At 71.5% G+C, this 19,967-nt stretch carries 19 protein-coding genes; 13 read left to right on the top strand and 6 right to left on the bottom strand.

The genetic code is table 11. The features are described from left to right. Window positions 1–76 precede the first annotated feature (76 nt). From SSP29_RS17410 to SSP29_RS17400, 3 genes are read left to right on the top strand one after another with little or no spacing between them, the layout of a single operon-like run. Window positions 77–1,513, top strand: a complete 1,437-nt coding sequence (locus SSP29_RS17410) for an MFS transporter (RefSeq protein ID WP_089101537.1) — start codon at window positions 77–79, stop codon at window positions 1,511–1,513. After that, a complete protein-coding gene (locus tag SSP29_RS17405; RefSeq protein WP_245883117.1) occupies window positions 1,503–2,399 on the top strand; it encodes an alpha/beta hydrolase in 897 nt (298 codons plus the stop codon). The genes SSP29_RS17410 and SSP29_RS17405 overlap by 11 nt, the downstream gene beginning before the upstream one ends. Next, the gene (locus SSP29_RS17400) at window positions 2,396–2,917 is read left to right on the top strand and encodes a hypothetical protein (RefSeq protein WP_089101535.1); all 522 of its coding nucleotides are present in this window, start codon (window positions 2,396–2,398) and stop codon (window positions 2,915–2,917) included. The genes SSP29_RS17405 and SSP29_RS17400 overlap by 4 nt, the downstream gene beginning before the upstream one ends. A gap of 654 nt (window positions 2,918–3,571) precedes the next feature. Here the strand turns inward: SSP29_RS17400 and SSP29_RS17395 are convergent. Further along, window positions 3,572–4,978 (bottom strand): MFS transporter, encoded by a 1,407-nt coding sequence (locus SSP29_RS17395; RefSeq protein ID WP_275539765.1) that lies wholly within the window; start codon window positions 4,976–4,978, stop codon window positions 3,572–3,574. Window positions 4,979–5,246: 268 nt separating this feature from the next. Here SSP29_RS17395 and SSP29_RS17390 point away from each other — a divergent pair, with 268 nt between their 5' ends. Then, window positions 5,247–5,720, top strand: coding sequence for a hypothetical protein (locus SSP29_RS17390; RefSeq protein ID WP_089101533.1), 474 nt, complete (start codon window positions 5,247–5,249; stop codon window positions 5,718–5,720). A gap of 149 nt (window positions 5,721–5,869) precedes the next feature. Here the strand turns inward: SSP29_RS17390 and SSP29_RS17385 are convergent, their stop codons facing one another. Beyond that, on the bottom strand, window positions 5,870–6,550 hold the full coding sequence (locus tag SSP29_RS17385) for a response regulator (RefSeq protein ID WP_089101532.1): 681 nt from the start codon (window positions 6,548–6,550) through the stop codon (window positions 5,870–5,872). Continuing rightward, a complete protein-coding gene (locus SSP29_RS17380) occupies window positions 6,547–7,821 on the bottom strand; it encodes a sensor histidine kinase (protein ID WP_089101531.1) in 1,275 nt (424 codons plus the stop codon). The genes SSP29_RS17385 and SSP29_RS17380 overlap by 4 nt, the downstream gene beginning before the upstream one ends. 132 nt (window positions 7,822–7,953) lie before the next feature. On the opposite strand from SSP29_RS17380, the gene SSP29_RS17375 reads away from it, so the two are divergent. Both SSP29_RS17375 and SSP29_RS17370 read left to right on the top strand, forming a co-directional pair. Then, entirely contained in the window at window positions 7,954–8,520 is a 567-nt protein-coding gene (locus SSP29_RS17375) for a class I SAM-dependent methyltransferase (protein ID WP_167449934.1), read from the top strand. A gap of 322 nt (window positions 8,521–8,842) precedes the next feature. Continuing rightward, window positions 8,843–9,562, top strand: coding sequence for a TetR/AcrR family transcriptional regulator (locus tag SSP29_RS17370; protein ID WP_245883116.1), 720 nt, complete (start codon window positions 8,843–8,845; stop codon window positions 9,560–9,562). Window positions 9,563–9,735: 173 nt separating this feature from the next. On the opposite strand, the gene SSP29_RS17365 is transcribed toward SSP29_RS17370, so the two are convergent. Then, window positions 9,736–10,278: an NUDIX domain-containing protein gene (locus tag SSP29_RS17365; protein WP_089101528.1), complete on the bottom strand. Its 543-nt coding sequence runs from the start codon at window positions 10,276–10,278 to the stop codon at window positions 9,736–9,738. Window positions 10,279–10,597: 319 nt separating this feature from the next. Here SSP29_RS17365 and SSP29_RS17355 point away from each other — a divergent pair, with 319 nt between their 5' ends. From SSP29_RS17355 to SSP29_RS55730, 3 genes are all read left to right on the top strand, one after another. After that, window positions 10,598–11,827, top strand: coding sequence for an AfsR/SARP family transcriptional regulator (locus SSP29_RS17355; RefSeq protein WP_089101527.1), 1,230 nt, complete (start codon window positions 10,598–10,600; stop codon window positions 11,825–11,827). A 148-nt stretch (window positions 11,828–11,975) separates the two neighbouring features. Next, the gene (locus SSP29_RS55735) at window positions 11,976–12,404 is read left to right on the top strand and encodes a hypothetical protein (RefSeq protein WP_107436209.1); all 429 of its coding nucleotides are present in this window, start codon (window positions 11,976–11,978) and stop codon (window positions 12,402–12,404) included. Window positions 12,405–12,406: 2 nt separating this feature from the next. Beyond that, on the top strand, window positions 12,407–13,264 hold the full coding sequence (locus tag SSP29_RS55730) for a helix-hairpin-helix domain-containing protein (protein ID WP_107436207.1): 858 nt from the start codon (window positions 12,407–12,409) through the stop codon (window positions 13,262–13,264). A gap of 31 nt (window positions 13,265–13,295) precedes the next feature. Here SSP29_RS55730 and SSP29_RS17345 read toward each other — a convergent pair whose 3' ends face one another. Both SSP29_RS17345 and SSP29_RS17340 read right to left on the bottom strand, forming a co-directional pair. Continuing rightward, complete coding sequence (locus SSP29_RS17345; protein ID WP_089101526.1) at window positions 13,296–13,541, bottom strand: hypothetical protein; 246 nt, start codon at window positions 13,539–13,541, stop codon at window positions 13,296–13,298. A 326-nt stretch (window positions 13,542–13,867) separates the two neighbouring features. Beyond that, window positions 13,868–15,520 (bottom strand): alkaline phosphatase family protein, encoded by a 1,653-nt coding sequence (locus tag SSP29_RS17340; protein WP_150134352.1) that lies wholly within the window; start codon window positions 15,518–15,520, stop codon window positions 13,868–13,870. Window positions 15,521–15,963: 443 nt separating this feature from the next. Here SSP29_RS17340 and SSP29_RS17335 point away from each other — a divergent pair, with 443 nt between their 5' ends. From SSP29_RS17335 to SSP29_RS17320, 4 genes are all read left to right on the top strand, one after another. Beyond that, window positions 15,964–16,995 (top strand): DMT family transporter, encoded by a 1,032-nt coding sequence (locus tag SSP29_RS17335; RefSeq protein ID WP_089101525.1) that lies wholly within the window; start codon window positions 15,964–15,966, stop codon window positions 16,993–16,995. Next, window positions 16,992–17,720, top strand: coding sequence for a response regulator transcription factor (locus SSP29_RS17330; RefSeq protein ID WP_089101524.1), 729 nt, complete (start codon window positions 16,992–16,994; stop codon window positions 17,718–17,720). Before SSP29_RS17335 ends, SSP29_RS17330 begins: the two co-directional genes overlap by 4 nt. 5 nt (window positions 17,721–17,725) lie before the next feature. Then, on the top strand, window positions 17,726–18,808 hold the full coding sequence (locus SSP29_RS17325) for a sensor histidine kinase (RefSeq protein WP_150134351.1): 1,083 nt from the start codon (window positions 17,726–17,728) through the stop codon (window positions 18,806–18,808). Window positions 18,809–19,022: 214 nt separating this feature from the next. Then, complete coding sequence (locus SSP29_RS17320; protein WP_245883115.1) at window positions 19,023–19,913, top strand: COG4705 family protein; 891 nt, start codon at window positions 19,023–19,025, stop codon at window positions 19,911–19,913. The last annotated feature ends 54 nt before the right edge of the window (window positions 19,914–19,967 follow it).

Here is a 19,967-nt window from a genome sequence, read left to right as displayed (position 1 = left end):
GCCGAGACGAGTCTCTTTCCCAACGGTGTGCACGACAGACGCACCGGCGAAGCTCGAACGAAAGGGACTCGACGTCATGTCCGTCACTGATTCGGACACGGCCGGTACGGCCGTGGGAACGGCTCCGGCCGTCCTCACCCCGCGTCTGCGGCTGGTGCTGGTGCTGCTTCTCGCGACCCAGTTCATGCTGGCGGTGGACTTCTCCATCCTGAACGTGGCGCTGCCGGTGATCGGCGAGGGTCTGGGCTTCTCTCTGGCGCGTCTGCAGTGGATCGGCACCGCGTTCGCCCTGTGCGCGGCGGGGTTCACCCTGCTGTTCGGCCGGGTTGCGGACCTGTTCGGCCGTCGCAGGCTCTTCCTCGGAGGTCTGGTGGTGCTGGGCGCGGCGTCGCTGGCGGGCGGTCTGGCGCAGAACCCGGAGGTGCTGATCACGGCTCGTGTGTTCCAGGGGCTCGCTACTGCGGCGGTGACCCCGGCCGGCCTCTCGCTCATGACGACCTCGTTCCCGGAGGGCCCGCTGCGGGAGAAGGCGCTCGGCCTGAACGGGGCTCTGATGTCCGCCGGGTTCACCACCGGAGCGATCCTCGGCGGTGTGCTGACCGACCTGCTGTCCTGGCGTTGGGCGTTCTTCATCAATGTGCCCGTCGCCCTCGCCGTCCTGATCGTCGCCCCGACGGTCATCAAGGAGTCCCGGCCCGACGAGCGCCCGAAGCTGGACGTTCCCGGCGCCATCAGCGTCACCGTCGGTCTGCTGGCCATCGTCTTCGGCCTCACACAGGCCGGTGAGCACGGCTGGGGCTCCGCGAACGCCCTGCTGTCGCTGGCGGCCGGCGTGCTGTTGCTGATCGTGTTCTGGGCAGTCGAGCGCAAGGTGAGCGCCCCGCTGGTACCGCTCAGCGTGCTCGGCAAGCGTTCGGTGGCCTGGGGCAACGTCGCCGGTCTGATCGCCTTCCTCACCGAGACCTCCCTGGTCTTCCTGCTGACCCTCTACCTCCAGGAGGTGCTCGGCTTCTCCCCGCTGGCCGCCGGCCTGTCCTTCGGTGTACTGGGAATCGGAACGGTCGTCGGCGGCTCGGTCGCCCCGAAGGTCATCGGGAAGATCGGCAGCAAGCAGACGCTGATCACCGGCGGCATCCTGCAGACCGTGTTCACGGCCGCCCTGCTCGGCCTCGGCGCCACTCACTCCTCGCTGTGGCTGCTGCTCGTCGCCACCTTCACCGGCGGTGTGGGCAACATGCTCGTCATCGTCGGATTCATGGTCACCGCCACCTCCGGTCTCGCCGACCGTGAACAGGGCCTGGCCACCGGGCTCGCGACCATGACCCAGCAGATCGGCATCACCATGGGCACGCCGATCATGAGCGCCATCGCCACCGCCGCGATGACCGGCAGGGGAGCCTCGGCCATCCTCGGCGGGCTGAAGACGGCCATCGCGGTCAACGCCGCCCTCGTTGTCCTCGGCGCCCTCACCAGCGCCGTGTTCCTGCGTGGTGCGCGGCCGAGTGCGCAGTAACTCACGACGGTACGAACCACGCGCGGGCCTGGCCGCTCCGGACGAGGACAGGGCCGTACGTCCGGACGGCCGGCGGTCCGGTGAGGTGCAGCGGCGGCCGGTCTGGCTCGACGCGGGGACCCATCGCATACCGGTTCGGATCTACCGGCCCGGACCGCGGCCGTACGGCTGGCTGGTCTGGGCGCACGGCGGCAGCTGGCAGGCAGGGTCGGTCGAGCGCTGGCACGGGCCCGTCATGGACCTCGCGAGGACCTCGGGGTGCACGGTGGTCAGCACCGGCTACCGGCTGGCCCCCGGCTATCGGCACCCAGCCCAGCTGGAGGACGTGCTGACCACGCTGTCTTGGGCCGGGGAACAGGCGGCGGACGGCGAGCCGCTGGCGGTCGGGGGCGACAGCGCAGGCGGCACCATCGCCGCCTGCGCGGCCCTCGCCCGCCGCGACCGCGACCAGCCGCTCGCCGCCCAGGTGCTGGCGTACCCGCCACTGGACCCCGACTGCGCCGCCGCCTCTTACACCAGCGAGCGGGGCGCCTTCCCCGCGGCGGAGGATCTCCGGCTGGCCTGGGAGACGTACCGCGGCGGGGTGGAAACCGCCGTACGCGGCGGGATCCCGCTGTACAGCACCCCCCTGGCGGCAGAGCGGCTGGGCGGCCTGGCCCCGGCCGTACTCGCGGTCGGCGAGCTCGATCCCGTCCGCGATGACGTCGCGGAGTACGCCCGGCTGCTGCGAGAGGCGGGCAACGCCGTACGGCTGAAGACCTTCCCCGGCACCCCGCACGCGGCCTTCCTCGCCGCCGACGGTCCCGCTGCGGGGAACCCGGGGCTGCGGCGCCGGCTCGGCACGGCGCTGCGCGAGCAACTGCAACGACGGAAGGAGACACCATGACCACCACACGGTCCGAGACGGGGCCGCCGCACATCGCGGCCCTGCTGCGCCACTTCGGGGACCTGCGCGACGGCACCCACGGCGAGGGCGGCGACACTGTGTCGCGCCGGGGCAAGGAACGGCACTTCGAGCAGGCAGCCGAACTGCTCCACCCGTACGCCGTCCAGGTGCTGGAGGAGTTCGACACCGCCCTGCTCCTCGGTACCGGCGAGGTGGCGGCCAGCGGGACCCGACGCACCCAGGACCTGGGGCTCGGGGCGAGCTGGACGCTGTCGTGGCCCGAGCAGCGGGAGTCCGGGATCGCGCCGATCACCCTTCTCGCGTACTACGGCGGCGGCTTCCATCACCCACATCTGCGGGGCGCGACCGTGCACGACTGGCCGCTGAACGTGTTTTCGCCCGAGCAGGCGGCGGCCGAGGTGCCCACGCTGCGCGCGATCGCCACCGGTGATCTGCACAACCTGGTTTTCCAGCGGGACTACAGGATCGTGCCGGCGATCACGCGAGGTGCGCGATGAGCAGGGCGGCGGCCCCGCGTCTGTCGGTGCTGGACCAATCGCCCGTCCTCGTGGGGTCCGGTTCCTCCAGCCCGTGGGTGCGCCCCTGCCGACGGCGCACAGCCATCGGGCTTTGCCGTGATCATGCGGGATGGTGCGGTCGGCTACCGGATCGATCCGGACAGGTGGTCCTCGGCCGCGGTGTGAACCACCTTGGCCTCAGGCTGGGCAGGCCCGATTCGGAGCGCATGACGCGTGCGGTGGGAGATCGTGGCGGTCGCGGAAGATGGTGCCGCCGAAGTGGTCGGGCTCGGCCGGTGGTTGTCGTCAGCCTCGCGCTTTCTCACGCTGAGGCAGTAGCCGACCTCGTGACGCTCTACGCGAGCTTGCGCCTCACACTCGGCCGGTGGTCGATCGCCGCCTTCACACCGTGGTGGGCTGCGGACGGCCCGTCCGTGATCGTTGACGGCGTCTCCGGCGAGGATGTACGCCGACTGATGGCCGTGCTCGCCACGCCCTTACCTCCGTCTCCTACTGCTCCAGCCCTGCCTGGTTGACGTGAAGCGGACCGTACGGACCGCCCTGGTGCCCGTGTCCGCTGCCGGGCGAAGCCCGGCGCGTCCCTGCCTCGTCGCGATGGCCGCGGGGCGGCGATGGGCCGTGTCGACCGGGTTGTCAAGCCGCATCTGACGTCGCCTGGGCGGTCTCGTCGCGACCGGTTGCCACCGCTTGCCGGACGTGGTGGAAGTCTTCGGACCGGATCGTCAGAAAGGTCACGACTGCTGCGGCGGCCGCGATCAGCGCGCCGATCAGCAGCACTGAGTTGAGTGCGTCGACGTAGCCGCCGCGAGCGGTGCTGATCACGAGCTCCCGGAACGCGGTGGGCGCCTGCCGGGTGGCCTCCAGCACCGACCCGGAGCTTGCCGCGCCGGCTATCCGGTGGGTGTGAGGGGCGAGTGGTGTTGCGGCGAGCTGGTGGGTGACGTGGTCTCGCACGCTGGTTGCCAGGATCGTGCCCAGCACGGCGACACCGGTCGCGACGCCGACTTGCCGGGCGGTTGCGCTGATCCCCGATGCCATGCCGCCGCGTTCGGGTGCAACGACGCCCACGGCGGTGGACGAGAGCGGCACGGCAATGAGTGGACAGCCGATGCCGGCGAGGATGAATCCGGGCAACAAGTGCGTCCAGCCGTCGGCGGCGGTGAGGCCGCGCATGAGGAGCATCGCCATGGTGAGCAGCAGGAATCCGCCGCTGATCGCGTACTTGACGGGCACCTTCGCTGTCAGGCGTCCCGCGGCCGGGGCGATGAGGAAGATCGCGCCGGTGAACGGGAGCAGGCGCACGCCGGTGGCGATGGCGGAGTACCCCAGCACGCCTTGCATGTAGAGGGTCAGGTAGGTCGTCAGAGAGAAGATCGACGCGCTGATGGCGAAGCCTGCCACCAGACCGCCGGTGAAAGTGGGGATGCGCAGCAGGCTCAGATCGAGCATCGGGTGCCGGGAGCGGCCCTGGACGACGAGGAACGCGACGAGCAGTACGAGTGCGCAGCCCAGTGAGATGACCACGGTTGCGGAGCCCCAACCGTCGGATTGGCTCTTGATCAGCCCGTAGATGAAGGCGGCGAGAGCCGAGCCGAAGCTGACAAAGCCCGGGATGTCGAGATGTCGGGCCATCGGCGGCTTCGACTCGCGCAACGTGAGCACGGTGACCGCCAGGAGAGCGAGACCGACCGGCACGTTGATGAAGAAGATCCAGCGCCAGGACACGTCCGTCGTGACGACGCCACCCAGCACCGGCCCGACCGCGACCGCTCCGCCGGTCACCGCGCCGAAGATCCCGAATGCCGTACCACGTTCCTCAGGCGCGAACTCCTGGGCCAGCAGTGCCAGGCTGGTCGCGAACATCATGGCGCCGCCTGTCCCCTGGAGCCCCCGTGAGACAACCAGGAACGTGGCGTTGGGCGCAGCGCCGCACAGGGCGGAAGCGACTGTGAAGACTGCGATCCCGGCGCCGAACACGAGCCGGCGGCCGACGAGGTCGGCAACGGAACCGGCCATGAGGAGCAGCACGGCGAGGGTCAGGGCGTAGGCGGAGGGATCGCTTCACCAGGGCGGTGTCGGGACGCAGTGGGGACGCAAGGACGGGAACAGACCGACAAGGGTCGCCAGGCTCCTCGATGGACCCATGATCCGTCGGCCGCGGGTTCGAGTCCCACCCGCCCCACCAGCGCAGGCTTCTGAACTGCGGAAACGTTCATTTTTTGGTTTCGGAGTGTCAACTCAGGGCCTCGGGCTCATCCCGTCACTCCTTCGGCGCGGATCTCGGTCCCACCCCGCCTAAGCTGCGGGCGTGGATTACAGCGAACTTGAGGCGGAGATTCTCCGGCTGATCGTCGGAGCCACCGAGGGCAGTGTTCGTGCCTTCGGAGAGGAGACGGTCACCCGTCTGGTGCGGCCGGAGCTGCTGCGCGGTGCGGCCGAGGACGAACTCACGGAAGAGGCCCGGGCGGCACTGACCACCGCGTGCGCGAACGTCCTGACGATCAGCGCCGCCGAGCTGCACGACGGGCTTGCGTCGATCTATGACGGCATCCTGGTCGACGACGGTCTGGACCTCGGAGTCCTCACCGCCATCAGCGCGTTGGCGCACTGGAAGAGCTACCTGGAGCAGAACCGGCGCGGCGAGCTCTACGAACTCGCCATCCGTTCCATCGAGGACATCGACCAGGAGGTGTCCGCGGATCTCGGCGACTTCCTCGCCACACCGGAGATGGCGGCCGAGTACGAGCGCATCCGGCGGCTGCTGGCCCCAGGCGCGAAGTAGGGGCGCCCGGCGGAAGTCGACAGCACACGGACGGCTTGGTACCACCACCGAAGTTCACCGCAATGGACCCCTCGCAGCGGCCGCCGGTCGACGAACGGCTCCGGCCGTTCGCGAACCCCGGTCCCAGCCGCGGGCGGTATGCCGGGCGGTCAGTCCCCGGCCCGTATCAGCCCGCTCTCGTAGGCGAAGATCACTGCGTGGATACGGTCGCGGAGGCCGAGTTTGGCCAGGATGCGGCCGAGGTGGGTCTTGACGGTCGTCTCCCCGACGAAGAGGCGGTCGGCGATCTCGCCGTTGGCCAGTCCCCGGGCGACCAGGGCGAGGACGTCCCGTTCCCGTTCGGTGAGTGCGGCCAGGCGGCTGCGCGCTGCGGGCGCGGACGTGGGGGACTGCAGGACGAAGCGTTCGACCAGGCGCCGGGTGAGCGAGGGCGCCACCATGACCTCGCCCCGCAGCACCGCGCGGACGGTCACCAGGATCTCCTCGGCGGGGGCGTCCTTGACGAGGAAGCCGTTCGCGCCGGCCCGCAGGGCCGCGTAGGCGTACTCGTCGAGGTCGAAGGTGGTGACGACGAGGATCCGGGGCCCATGGGGCTGCGCGCAGAGGTGTTCGGTCGCGGCGAGCCCGTCCAGACCGGGCATGCGTACGTCCATCAGGACGAGGTCCGGCTCCAGGGCGGCCACGCCCGCGATCGCCGCGTCGCCGTCGGCGGCCTCGCCCACCACGGTGAGATCGGGCTGACTGTCGACGACCATGCGCAGTCCCATCCGGATCAGTTCCTGGTCGTCGCAGATCAGCACCCGGGACGATGACGGGCTCTGGCCGGTCACGGGGCCGCCGTGGTGGGCTCGGGCTCGGTGGTGCGCAGGGTGGCGGTGACCCGGTAGCCCCCGCCGGGTGTGGGTCCGGCGTCGACGCTCCCGCCGTACAGGGCGGTGCGTTCGCGCATGCCGGTGAGTCCGTGACCGCAGGAGAGCAGTGGGGCGGGGTGCTCCGGGACGGCTCCCGCTCCGGCTCCGGCTCCGGCCGAGTTCTCCACCCGGATGCGGACCAGCCGTCCGGGCCCCTCGGTACCGGTGTCGACCCGTACGTGGATCGTGGCGTCCGGCGGTGCGTGCTTGACGACGTTGGTGAGCGCCTCCTGCACGATGCGGTGCGTCTGCGCGGTGAGGTCCGCCGGAAGGCCGCCCGGCTCTCCGCGAAGGTCCAGCCAGGCGCGCGTGCCGTTCGTGTTGAGGCGCCCGACCAGCCGCCGCAGATCGGCCGAGAGGGACTCGCCGGCCCTACCGTTATAGGGTCCGGGGCCGCCGGCTGGGGCGTCCGCGTCGGGGGTGCGCAGCACCTCCAGCAGCCGACGCAGTTCGTCCAGGGCCTCGCGGCCGGTGGTGCTGATGACACCGAGGGTGCGGTCGACGACCGTGGGATCGGCGTGCCGCATCAGCCTGCCGCCCTCGGCGTTCAGCACCATCACGCTCACGCTGTGTGCGAGGACGTCGTGGATCTCGCGGGCGATGCGCGCCCGCTCCTCGGCGACGGCGACCCGGGCCAGGGCGACGCGCTCCGACTCGGCGAGCGCGACCCGCCGCTCGAACTCGGCGACATAGGCGCGCCGGGCCCGGACGTACTCGCCGAACACCCAGGCCCCGGCCAGCAGGAGCCCCACGGCGAGCGGGGTGAGCCAGGCACCGCGGGCACCTGGGCCCCCGTAGTCCCGCTGCCAGGCGGGAATCCACAGCACAACGCAGCCGGCGGCACAGATCACCGTCGCCGCGGCGGCCCGGCGCAGGCCGCGCACCGTGAGGGTGGCCAGGACCGCGGCCAGGGCGACGGCGCCGCGTCCCGGTTCCTGTCCCCACACCCGCCCGAGAAACTGCACCCAGAACCCGGCCGTCACCAGGGCCGCGACCAGCACCGGCCGACGGCGGCGCCACAACAGAGGCAGCACCAGGGCGGCGTACACGCCCGTCTGTACCCAGACGGGCCGCCAGCCCGGCTGGGGGCGGATCACCGGGGGCACGGCAACCAGCACGACCAGCAGCAGGTCCGTCAGCCACGGATGTCCGCGCCGCAGGCGGGGCAGGGTCTCCATCAGCCGTTGCACCGCCTCACGCTACGGCCGGGGCCCGCTCCCCGGCATCGTCCTGGCGGGCGTCACGGGGTCCTCCCGCAGTCGTACGGACACCGGCCGGGGATACGACGTGCGGCCACCCAGGGCGTTTCCACCATGGCCGCCATGTCGATCACCACCGAGTTCCTCAGACGGCCCCTCATGACCGGTGCTGTGGCGCCCAGTTCACGACGACTGGCGTACGCGATGACCGAGGGCATCGGCCTGGAGCAGGCCCGCACCGTTGCCGAGCTCGGCCCGGGGACCGGGGTGTTCACCGACGCGATCCTCGCCCGGCTCGCCTCCGGCGCACGGCTCGTCGCCGTCGAACTCAACCCGGTGCTCGCCGGCCGGCTGACGGCCACCCGGCGCGACAGACGGCTGACCGTGGTGCAGGGGTCGGCGGCCGAACTGGCCGCCGCGGTGGGTGAACCGGTCGACGCGGTGGTCTCCGGGCTGCCGTGGACGGTCATGCCGCAGAACCAGCGCGGGCGCATCCTGGATGCCGTGACCGAAGTCCTCGCGCCCGGCGGCCGGTTCACCACCTTCGCCTACCTGCACGCGGCCTGGACCCCGCCCGCCCGTCAACTCACCGCCGAACTGGCCCGCCGTTTCGACCGGTTGGAACGCTCGAAGACGGTGTGGGCGAACCTGCCGCCCGCTTTCGTGCACCGGGCCACCCAGAGGCCATGACCGCGGGCAGACCCGCGAGAGCGAGGACCACGGCACGGCGGGCTGCGGCCGCTGCGTGACCCTGCCGGTGCCGGCGAAGAGGAGTCGTGGCGGATGGCGATGTCACCCCCGCCGTCTTGATCTGCCCCTGTATCCCGCTTCGTTCGGCGGGCCCGCTGTCTGTGCGTCGGGCTGCTGAACACCGGAGGGTTGCGCAGCCTTGGCACGCCGGGGGAGCAGCAACAGACCGCTCTCATCGTACGACGTACGAGAATGGTGGATGCTTGGATGGCTCTCGCAAGGGCCGCAGCAGAGAGAAAGAGAGAAGGGGACTGCGAAGATCGTGACCCGTGATGGAGCGTCCGGTGCCAGGGGTGTCGACCCCCAACAGCTCTGGCTGGGCCCCACGGGGCCCCGCAGGGGGCGCAGGCCCGCCTTCAGCCGCGAGGCGATCACGGTGGCGGCCGTCGCCCTGGCGGATGCCGAAGGGCTTGACGCGGTCACCATGCGGCGGGTCGCCTCACAGGTCGGAGCCGGTGTCATGTCGCTCTACAGCTACGCCCCCGACAAGGAGACGCTGCTGGAACTGATGGTCGACCACGTCAGCGCCGAACTGCCGACGACGGACGCACCCACCGGCGACTGGCGCGCCGACCTGAAAACCATCGCCCATCTCCAGCGCGCCCTGATGCTGCGGCACCCCTGGCTGCCCGGTGCCCTCTCCACCCGCCGGACACTCGGCCCCAACACCCTGGCCTTCCTGGAACGAGCACTTGCCGCCCTGCGGCCCGCCGGACTGGACGGCGCGGCGAACCTGGAGATCTTCGCCCAGCTCACCGCGTTCGTGGCAGGGCACGTCGCCTACGAGATCGCGCAGGCCGCAGCCGCACAGTCACCCGACCGGGCCGCGGCCGAAGCCCGCTACCTGGCCGCTGTCGCAACGGACGGCCACCACCCGGAGCTGGCCGAAGCCCTCTCCTCACCCGGACGCCCCCTCACCCCCGAAGCCACGTTCACCCGCTTCCTCGGCCGCCTGATCGACGGCCTCGACACCGACGAATGACCGCCTGCGAAACGCTCGATCCGGAGGCGCCGATCGCCGCACCGACGGCTGGTCGCCGCCCTCGCTGCCTACGTCCTCGGCTGACCCGATCGACAGACTGCGGCCAGGGTCCACGCGCAGTCCGGTGGACGAGCTCGCCTCTTGACCGGCGAAGAGGGACTCGACGGCAGGGCCTACCCGGCGGCGCCGAAGCCGGCGATCGACAGTTGGGTGCCGTCGCTCAGATAGTGGCCGAGGGCGATGCCCGTCGTCGGCACGATGGCCGCCGGGATGGCGCCGGTGCCGGTCCAGCGGACCTGCGCGTGCTTGGCCGGTTCGGCGTTGACCGGCTCGCCGGTCCACTCGTGGGTGGCGAAGACGACGGTGAGGAAGCCGCCCGGCGCCTCGACGCCCCAGGCGCCGTGGATGAGGTGGGCGACGCGCAGCGACTTCGGGTCGACGACCAGCCCGGTCTCCTCCCGTAGTTCACGCACGGCCGTTTCGGTGACGGGCTCGCCGGGGTCGCTCTTGCCGACCGGAAGGTCCCACAGCCCGTTCCCGTACTTGGCGCCCGGGCCCCGCTGGAGGAGGACGATCCGGTTGTTCTCCTTGTCGTGGACGATGACGGCGGCCGCCAGGAGAGTCATCGATTCCACCGCCGGCCGCAGGGCCGGTGGCCTGCCGCCGGTGTGCTGGTCCGCCACGGGTTTCCCTTCGTCGATGGGCTCGCTCGGCATGCTAGGGCCTGTCTGACAATTCCCGTCTGCCTCGCGACGCCATGCACGCACTCTCGCCGCACCGGGCGCAGACCCAAGTACGTCCAGTACGAGGGCCTACGCCCGGCACGCCGAGAGCACGCACCTGACGCCGCGAGGCCGCCCTCCGGGCGACGACGGGAATTGTCAGACAGGCCCTAGGCAAGGCCGTCCGGCCGCGGGGCGGATTCCGGTCCCGACGGCCTGCGGGCGCCGCCGGTCGCTACACCGAAATGCGGATTGACACGCCCAAACCACCGCCCTTGAGTGGACGCCAGGCAGAACCGCAGGGGGAGACGTCATGCCTGGTCACAGCAACTCATCCGCGCCGCAGCCGCCGCTGCAACCACCACTGCCCGGAGTCCCGAACGACCGTCTCTGCCGTGAGCTGCTGGAGGCGAGCGACGCCGCCGCCGACACCGGCGACCTGGCGACCGCCGCCGCCCATGCCCGTACCGCGGCGATGCTGGCCGCCTCCGCAGGGCTGGCGACCCACCTGCGGGCCGCCCAGCTGCGCCAGGGACGCCTGGCCCTGCTGGCCGGGGACCATGAGGCCGCCGCCGACTGGTTCCGGCAGGCCGGGTCGCCGGACGCGGACCGGCCCCCACCGCGCACATCGGACGACGCGGCCCGCGCCGACCCCGGCCCCCGGCTGTGGGGGCGGCTGCGCCACACCCGGCGCGCCCCGGAACCGCAACGGTCCCCGGAACCGCAACGGTCCCCGGAACCGCAACGGTCCCCCGACCCGGCCGGGCCTGCCGCGCACCCTGCGCCGCAGCTGGCGATCGCCCTGCTCGGCTCGCTCAACGTCAGCGTCGACGGCGTCCCCGCCGAGGGCTGGAACGGCCACCGGACCCGCTCACTGCTCGCCTTCCTGGCCACTCACCGCGACCCCTGGCCGCACCGGGAGGCCCTCATGGGTGCCTTCTGGCCGGACTCCGCCCCCGAGGCCGCCCGCAACAGCCTCGGTGTCGCACTGCACCAGCTGCGCCAGACCCTGCGCACCGCCACCGGCGATCCCGTGGTCGTCTTCAGCTGCGGCACCTACCGGCTCTGCCCGCGCCTCGGCCTGTGGCTGGACTCCGACGAGTTCGAGCTGCGGCTGTGCACCGCCCGGGACGCGGAGGACCGCGGCGACAAGACCGTCGCGGTGACGGACTACGAGCAGGCGCTCGCCCTCTACCGGGGCGAGTTCCTCGCCGAATCCCCGTACGAGGAGTGGAGCGCCCTCTACCGGGAGCGGCTGCGCCTGGCCCACCTCGACGCCCTCGCCCGGCTCAGCGAACTGCACTTCACCACCGGACGTTACGTCCCCTGCGCCGAGCTCTGCCGCCGGCTGGTCGAGCTGGACCCGTGCCGGGAGAGCGCCCACCGCCGCCTGATGCGCTGCCTGAGCCGGATCGGCCAACCCCACCTGGCCATCCTCCAGTTCCGCTCCTGCGCCAAGGCCCTGCGGGCCGAACTCGGCATACCGCCACAGCGCGAGACGGCGGCACTGTACGACCGGCTCCGCGCCGACCTTCCGGTGTGAGCGTCGTTCGACGCCTGGCTTAACGCGCCGGGCCGCGCGATTAAGCGGTGCCCGGCGAGGCCGTTAAGCGGCGTCCGGCATAACCGGTGCCATGGCCGGTGGCACCCCGCCACCGAGCCGACCGCTCACGCGTCAGGAGGAGACCAGCATGTCCGGACAGCCCGACCTCAACGACCCCGGCTTCGGAGTCGACGCCAGGAACATCCAGGTGAAGGACAACGACGCCACTCCGTCCAGCCTGATACTCACCGCTTCCCTGCCGATCACGGTCAGCGTGACCTTCGAGGCGCGCGGGTCCGCACTGGCACTGGCGATCACGGCGAAGTACCGGGTGACCTACGCCTTCGCCTCGCTCTCGGGCACCGGCAACGTCACGCGGTTTGTCGAGCGCCCGTTGATCACGGGCCCGCTGCCGAAGCATCCGCGGGTGGTGCACAGCGGCGCCGAGACCGAAGTGACTCTGCCGGCCAACACGTTGGCGCCCGGGCTCTACCAGGTCTCGGCCATGGTCCAGTTCCCCGGTGTCAACAGCATCGGAGCGTTCACCACGCTGCCGGTGATCGAGGTCATCGACTAGCCGTGACCGAAGAGCTGACCCGCATCGACGGTGTCGGCGCGGCCACCGCGCGCAGACTGGCCGCCGCCGGAATACGTACCTGCGCCGCACTGTCCGCCGCATCCACGGACGAGGTGCTCGCCGCCGTGCACGGCCTGCACGGCATGTCCGTGAGCCGGGCCGAGCGATGGCGCAAGAACGCGGCGGAACTCGCTGTGGCGGAACCCGGGCCGGAGCCGGAGCCGGCCGACGAGGCGGAGTACGAGAGCTTCGTCCTGCGGGTCCGGCTCGACCGGGGCCGGGTCCGCGCGACGGAGATCCGCAGAGTACGCACCGGGGAGACCCGGCACTGGCCCGAGTGGGACGCCCAGGCGCTGCTGGCCTGCGTCCTGGGCCGGCCGGCCCCGCCGGAGGCCGACGCACAGCCGGAGCCGGAGCCGGAGCCGGAGCCGGAGCCGGAGCCCGAGCCGGAGCGGGAGCCGGTGGCAGCGGCAGCGGCAGCCGACGAGCCCGGGGCTCGCCCCGTGCCGCCGACGGTCGTCCTGGCCGAGCCCCGGCTGTCGGTCGGGGACGGCGGCACCGTACGGGCGTGGGCGCCGTTCGCCATGGACGTCACGCTCGAACTGCCGCCGTCCGGTGGCCCGGAGCGGCGTTTCGCGTACTACGCGGCCGTCACCGAGACCCTGACCGACGCCGGACGGCGGATGCTGGCCGACGGCCGGGGTGTGATGGTCGCCGGACACCCCGTCATCCGGCTGCCGTTGCCCGGTCTGCCGCCCGGCACCCACAGCCTGGGCGTCGCGGTCAGCCTGCGCGAACCCGGCGGGCTGCACCCGAGCGCGCTGGCGGCCACCGTGGACGGGCTCGTGCTCAGCCTGTGACGGTGACGGGCACCGGACCACGCCTCACGCCTCACGCGGCGGAGTCCGAGTCCGGGCCCGCCTCGTCGTCCCAGGCGATGCCGATCTCCCGCAGCCAGCGGCTGTCCTCCGGTCCCGGCCCGGAAGGCATGGCCAACGGCTGCGGGACGGTCGAGGCGGTCGGGGCGGTGGGCACTTCGGTCCGTACGATCGACAGGCCGCCCTTGCCTCCCGCATGGGTGACGGTCTCGTCGCCGCGCTCCAGCACCACCAGCTCGTACTGGGGCGGCCACTGCATCAGTATCCGTCGCCGGCAACTTGGGCAGAACCATTCCTCGGCGCCCGATGCCAACGTGTTGACCAGCTGCATTTCATGGGTTGTGCTCATGGCGTCTCTCCGTACCGCCGCGGAACAGGGAAGTCGGATCGGGGACCGGATCGGCCGCGGGGTGGCGCGGCCGTACGCCCGTATCCGATTCATGCCCATGGCGAGCTGATCGCCAATCACCCGGCTGACCGGCCCCCGGCGCGGCGCACCGGGGGCGTCGGCTGTGGCGGGGCGGTCGGGTGGTGGGATCGCGGCCGGTGCGCCCCGCGGTGTGCGGCCGGGGCGCACCGGACGGGTCAGCGGACCGGCAGTACGGCGGTGTGCTCCTCGCGGACGGCCTTGAGGGAGCGGGGGTCGAGACCGAGCAGGCTCAGGATCGTCGGTGCGATCTGCTTGGTCTGCACGTGCGCGGAGTCGCGCACGCCGTCCGGGACGTAGGCGCCGGACACGACGAGGGGGACGTCGAGGTCGTCGGAGTGGCCGCCGCCGTGCTCGGCGATCTTCTTGGTGCCGCCGGTGTAGACGACGCCGTACTGCGCGACACCGAAGAGGTCGGGGACCCGGGCGTCGCCGGCCTTGACGTGGAAGTAGCCGGCCGCGGCCTTGCCGGCGTAGACCTTGCTGAGCCCGCTGTGGGTGTAGGCCTTGGGCGCGGCGTTGATGTCGGTGCCCGTGCCGCTCTGCGCGAGCAGGTACTTCTTGGCGAAGGCGGTGGCGGCCGCGGAGCGGTCCGAGAGCCAGAGCAGCATGGCGTCGTCGTCCACCGCGTGCGTCACCAGGTCGGCGGCGCCGGGGTGCAGCTTCTTCCAGGCGGCGTTGAGGCCGTCCAGCAGCGGGCCGTCGTCGACGCGGGTGAGCGCGGCGGGGTCGGTGGGCGACTGGCCGTGCTTGGCGGAGAGGATGACGGCGGTGCTGCCGGAGAGGTGCCGCTTGCGGATCTCGGCGGTCAGGGCGCCGATCTCCGTGTTGACGAAGTCCAGGTTCTTCACCAGCAGCGGGCCCGGGACGTTCTTGGCGGTGTAGCCGCCGGTGAGGCCGTCGGAGGCGGGCAGCTTCTGCGCGGTGGAGACCGACTGGAAGTTGAGGCCGAAGATCGCCGGGGTGCCGACCTTGTGGGTGCGGCTGTGGTCGTAGCCGTCGATCTCGTTGAGGACGGCCTTCACCTTGTAGCCGTCGTACTGCTCGGTGGCCTTGTTGTCCTTGGTCCAGTCGTCACCGGCGGCGTAGCCGAGGGCGTCGCTGTTGATCTCCGGGGTGAACAGGTCCTGGACGCCGGTGCCCGAGGGGCCGTCGAGGATCTCGTAGGCGGCGTGCTTGTCCGACCAGGCGGTGCGCAGACCGGCCTGGCGGGCCACCTCGAAGATCGTGTTCACCTTGAGGTACGAGTGCGGGTAGACCGGCTTGCAGGTCTTCGGGTCGACGGGCAGCTTCGACGCGTTGATCAGGCTCTCCGGCCGGCCGGTCATCGACAGGATGCTGTCCGGCAGGCCCGCGAGGCCCTGACCGGCGTCGATGGAGGCCTGGTTCTTGTCCAGGTCCTCGGTGAGGTCCACCTCGACCCCGGGCTTGACGCCCTTGCAACTGGTGGTTCCCGCCGGGAGAAGCGCGGCGTTGTAGGTGTCGTCGTAGTAGACGCCCGTGGTGCCGGGGCTGCCGCCGGTCGCCTGGGCGACCATGCCGGGGAAGGAGTCGGACGGCGTGGTGGTGCTGGCGTGGGTGTACTCCACGCCGCCGCCGACCAGCCGGGCCAGCGCGGACTTCGGGTGTCCGGCGATGTACCAGGTCAGGTCCGACTGGTGCAGCCCGTCGACGGAGATCAGCAGAACGTGCTTGGCGGCGGCCGCCGGGTGGGGGGAGGCGGCGAACGCGGAGGGCTGGGCGGCGGTCACTCCGGCCAGGACTCCGGTGGCGGCGAGGAAGGCTGCGGGTCTGACGTAACGTCTGGACATCTGATCTCTCCCGGGTGTTCGGAGCGTGCTGCGGGTGCCGGGCTCATCAGAGTCGCGCCCTGTGTACCGGAACCGGCGCAGCTGTGAACACACCCGGAATGGGCGGTCGGGGCTTCACCAAGCAGGTCTGGTTTTCCCCAAGGAGACCCAAGGAGACCCAGGGAGACCCAGGGAGACCCAGGGAGACCCCAGGAGGCCCCAGGGAGGCTTGCCGGCATGGCCGCTCCGGAGACGAGCGCCCGCTCCGGAGGCGAGCGGTGGCTTCATGGAAGCTTCATACGGCGAGTGGTGTCCGCCTTATCGGGTCCGCGTTGTGTGACGGGCATGCAGAGTCTCCATTCGCTGCCGGCCGCTGCCGGTCACCGTGATCCGGGGCGTCCGACGACGGCTGCCCTCACGGCCTTCGCGACGGCCGGGGTGCGGCACGATGGACGGAGCCGGCCGTGATCGTGCTCGCCATGGTTCTGGCGGTTCTGGACGCGTGCGGTTACGCGGCGGGCGCACGGCTCCAGCACCAGGCTCTGCACCAGCCGCCGCGCGGTGCCGCCGTCGGCCCGCGAAAGTCCGTGGTCCGGCGGCCGCGCTGGCTTGCCGGGCTGGTCCTGATGGCGTCCGGTGCGGGCCTGCACGTGACCGCTCTGCGGCTGGCTCCGGTGACGGTCGTGCAACCGCTGGGCGTGACCGGGGTCGTGGTGAGCGTGCTCTGGGGGCTGCGGGCGCGCCGGGCCCGGCTCGGCGCGGCCACGGGGATCGCGCTGCTGGCGGTGGTCCTCGGGACGGGGGCTTTCGCGACGCTGGCCGCGCGGATCACCGTTGCCACCTCCGTCTCGGCGACCGCCCAGGTGCGGGCGGGGCTGCTGGTCCTGGCGATGGTGACCGGCTGCACCGCACTCGCAGGGGTGCTGCGCGGCCGGCGGCGGTGCCTGGCGGCGGCCGTCGGCGCGGGCAGCTCGTACGGCTGCATGTCGGTACTGATCCGGGCGGCGGGCGAGGAGTTCACGACCTCCGGCGTGAGTCCCGTGCTGTGCGGCACGCTCGCGGCTCTGGCCCTGACCGTTCTCGCGGGCTTCTGGCTCGTCCAGAAAGCCCAGGCGTCGGGGCCGCCGGAGGTCACGGTCGGCTGCCTGACCGTGGTCGACCCGTTCGTCGCCGTCGCGATCGGGATCGGCCTGCTCGGCGAGGCCCCCGGGCTCACCCCGGTTACCGCACTCGCCGGACTGGCCTGCTGGGCGATCGCCCTCGCAGGCGTACTCCAGATCACCCGTGCCACGCCCTTCCCCCACCTGCGAGCACCCTCGCCACCGCAGGAGCGGGCCGTGACAGCCGGCCCGCTCACCCGGCCGCGTCACGACGTCCGCCGTACGCTGGACCGATTCGACGACCTCCGCCTCCAGGCCGCCGGACGCTCCGCATCCGTACCGGACCCCGCACCTGAGACCGAAAGCCGAGACCGAAAGCGAAAGCGAGCACGATGAGTACGCAACGGGTTCTGGTCGTCGATGACGAGCCCAAGATCCGCATGACCGTACGCGGTTATCTGGAGGCGGACGGGTTCGAGGTCCTGGAGGCCCCGGACGGACCCTCCGGCCTGCAGGCGGTCACCCGCGACCGGCCTGATCTGGTCGTGCTGGACGTGATGCTGCCCGGACTGGACGGCTTCCAGGTACTGCGCCGGATCCGGCAGTCCAGCCAGGTCCCCGTGATCATGCTCACCGCCAGGGACGAAGAGGTGGACCGGCTCATCGGCTTCACCACCGGCAGCGACGACTACGTCACCAAGCCGTTCAGCCCGCGCGAGCTGGCGCTGCGCGTCCGGGCCATCCTGCGGCGCGCCGAGAGCGGGCCCGGAGCGGAACAGGACGCGGCCGACGGCACCCTGAACTTCGAGGGTCTGACCATCGACCCGAGTACCCGGACCGTCCTGGTCGACGGCGATCGGACGGCGGAGCTGTCCGCCCTCGACTTCGACCTGCTGATCGCCATGGCCCGCGCCCCCGGCCGGGTGTTCACCCGGCGCGGTCTGCTGGCCCAGGTGTGGGGCGAGGACTTCTTCGGCGACGAACGAGTCGTGGACGTGCACATCCGGACGCTGCGCCGCGCGCTCTGCGACGACGCCAACGCGCCCCGGTTCGTGGGTACCGTCCGCAACGTCGGCTACCGGTTCGTCGGCCGTGATCACCCGCGCGGCGGAAGGACGTGAACCCCGTGCGACCGGCCCGGTGGCGGACCCGGTGGCGCAGGTTCCACGCCCGCCTGTCGCTGCGCACCCGCCTGGTGCTCTCCCATGTCACGGTCGTGCTCGTGGCGGTCGGGGCGATGTCGGGAACCAGGGAACTGATGAACGGCCCCGCACACGACTACCTGGACCCCGACGCGATGGGCCTGTGGAGCGGGGCGGCCGCGGCCGTCGTCGCGGCGGTCGTGATGTCCCGGTTCCTGGTGCGCCCCCTGGACACCGTGCGAGCCGCCACCCACCGGCTCGCCGAGGGACGCTACGACCACGTCCTCGACCTGCCCAGCGAACCGGGCCTCGCCGCGCTGGTCGCGGACGTGAACACGCTGGCGGCCGCACTCGCGGACACCGAGCGGCGCCGCGCCCGGCTGGTCTCCGAGGTCGCCCACGAGATGAAGACCCCCATCACCATCCTGCGCGGCCAGATCGAGGGCATGGCCGACGGCATCTTCGCGCCGGACGACGCGATGTTCGCCTCGCTCACCGACGATCTGGACCGGCTGCGCCGGCTGGCCTCCGACCTGTCCAGCCTGTCCCGGGTGGAGGAGGGAGCCTTCGCCCTCCACCGCAAGCCCTCCGACGTCGCCGCACTGGCCCGGGCTACCGCCGAACGACTGCGCCCCCAGTACGACGATCAGCGGGTCGCCCTCACCATCGCGGCGGACACCCCGGCCGTCGCCTCCTGCGACCCCGACCGCATCGCCCAGGTACTCGTGAACCTGCTCGGCAACGCCCTGGCCGCGTGCGACCACGACGGGCACGTATCGATCTCCGTCCGCAGCGACGCGGGCACCGGCCCGGACGCGCCACCCGACGTCCTCGTCCTCGTCACGGACGACGGCCTCGGCATCACCGCCGGCGACCTGAACCGGATCTTCAGCCGCTTCGAACGCCTTGAGCACCCTGGCCGGCCCGCTCCGGCCGGCGGCAGCGGCATCGGACTGACCATCGCCCGGGGCATCGCCCGCGCCCACGGCGGAGACGTCACCGCGTCGTCGCCCGGACCGGGCAACGGCGCCACGTTCACCCTGCGCATACCCGTAGTGCCGATGTGAGCGTGGGGCCCGCCCGTCCCGCACCGTCCTCACCGTCCCTTCCGTCCCCGCAGGGCGGCACAGCGGTCTGACAGGGCTGCTTCACGGAAGCTTCACCCCGCGAGTGGCACATGACTTATCCCGCGCCGGTTGTCTGGCGGGCGACAAACCGTGAGCCGTGGCGAAGACGGGTTTGGGCAGGTGACCCGGCGCCATGACGACAAGGAGTCCGACCTTGAACGAAACCGAAGTCCTCACCGAGCCGGATGTCACCGGCACCGGCAGGTCCGTGATGAAGAAACTGCCGGAGGTGACCCTGGCTTTCTGGGTCATGAAGACCGCCGCCACGACCCTCGGCGAGACTGCCGGTGACCTGTTCGCCCAGACGCTCAAGCTCGGCTACTTCGTCACGACGGTCCTGCTCTTCCTCATCTTCGTGGTCACACTGGTCGTCCAGCTCAGGTCCCTGCGCTACAACCCGTTCTTCTACTGGACGGTCATCCTGTCCACCAGCATGGCCGGGACCACCATGTCCGACTTCATGAACCGTGACACGAGCTACCTCTCCGGCGGAGCCTCGTCGCTCGGCTGGGGGCCACAGGGCCTCGGACTGGGATACCCCGTCGGCGCCGCGATCCTGGTCTCGATCCTGATCGCCATCTTCGCCGTCTGGAAGTACACCGGGATGACCTTCGTCATCCGCGACATCGTCTCCTTCCGCGGGGAGGCGCTGTTCTGGTCGGCGATCCTGGTCTCCAACACCCTGGGCACCTCGATGGGCGACTTCCTGTCCGACAGCTCCGGACTCGGTTACGCGGGCGGCGCCCTCCTGATCTCCGGACTGCTCGCCGTGCTGCTGGTCCTGATGCGGGTGCCCGCGGTGCCCAACGTCGTACTGTTCTGGGTCGCCTTCGTCCTCACCCGGCCGCTCGGGGCCACGGCCGGTGACTTTCTCACCAAACCCGTCGCCAAGGGCGGGCTCGACCTCGGAACGGCCGGCTCCTCGGCCGTGCTCCTGGCGATCCTGGTCGGCCTGATGGGATACGCCCATCTGGAGGAGCGGAAGAAGACCGGCTCCCGCCGGAACGTCACCGCGTCGGAGCAGGGCAGCCGGCAGGCTTCCTGACGACGCATCCCCGTCGGCGCGCGAGCAGGCGGAGCGCCCGGGTCCGGACCGTGT

The organism is Streptomyces hyaluromycini (assembly GCF_002217755.1).
Lineage (GTDB): Bacteria > Actinomycetota > Actinomycetes > Streptomycetales > Streptomycetaceae > Streptomyces > Streptomyces hyaluromycini.
This window is presented reverse-complemented; position numbering and strand designations above follow the sequence as displayed.

Bases quoted from the DNA above. Each gene is read 5' to 3' on its own strand.
- SSP29_RS17410 (WP_089101537.1), top strand. From the start codon at position 77: ATGTCCGTCACTGATTCGGACACGGCCGGTACGGCCGTGGGAACGGCT.
- SSP29_RS17400 (WP_089101535.1), top strand. From the start codon at position 2,396: ATGACCACCACACGGTCCGAGACGGGGCCGCCGCACATCGCGGCCCTG.
- SSP29_RS17375 (WP_167449934.1), top strand. From the start codon at position 7,954: ATGTCGATCACCACCGAGTTCCTCAGACGGCCCCTCATGACCGGTGCT.
- SSP29_RS17365 (WP_089101528.1), bottom strand. From the start codon at position 10,278: ATGCCGAGCGAGCCCATCGACGAAGGGAAACCCGTGGCGGACCAGCAC.
- SSP29_RS17355 (WP_089101527.1), top strand. From the start codon at position 10,598: ATGCCTGGTCACAGCAACTCATCCGCGCCGCAGCCGCCGCTGCAACCA.
- SSP29_RS55735 (WP_107436209.1), top strand. From the start codon at position 11,976: ATGTCCGGACAGCCCGACCTCAACGACCCCGGCTTCGGAGTCGACGCC.
- SSP29_RS17345 (WP_089101526.1), bottom strand. From the start codon at position 13,541: ATGCAGTGGCCGCCCCAGTACGAGCTGGTGGTGCTGGAGCGCGGCGAC.
- SSP29_RS17340 (WP_150134352.1), bottom strand. From the start codon at position 15,520: ATGTCCAGACGTTACGTCAGACCCGCAGCCTTCCTCGCCGCCACCGGA.
- SSP29_RS17330 (WP_089101524.1), top strand. From the start codon at position 16,992: ATGAGTACGCAACGGGTTCTGGTCGTCGATGACGAGCCCAAGATCCGC.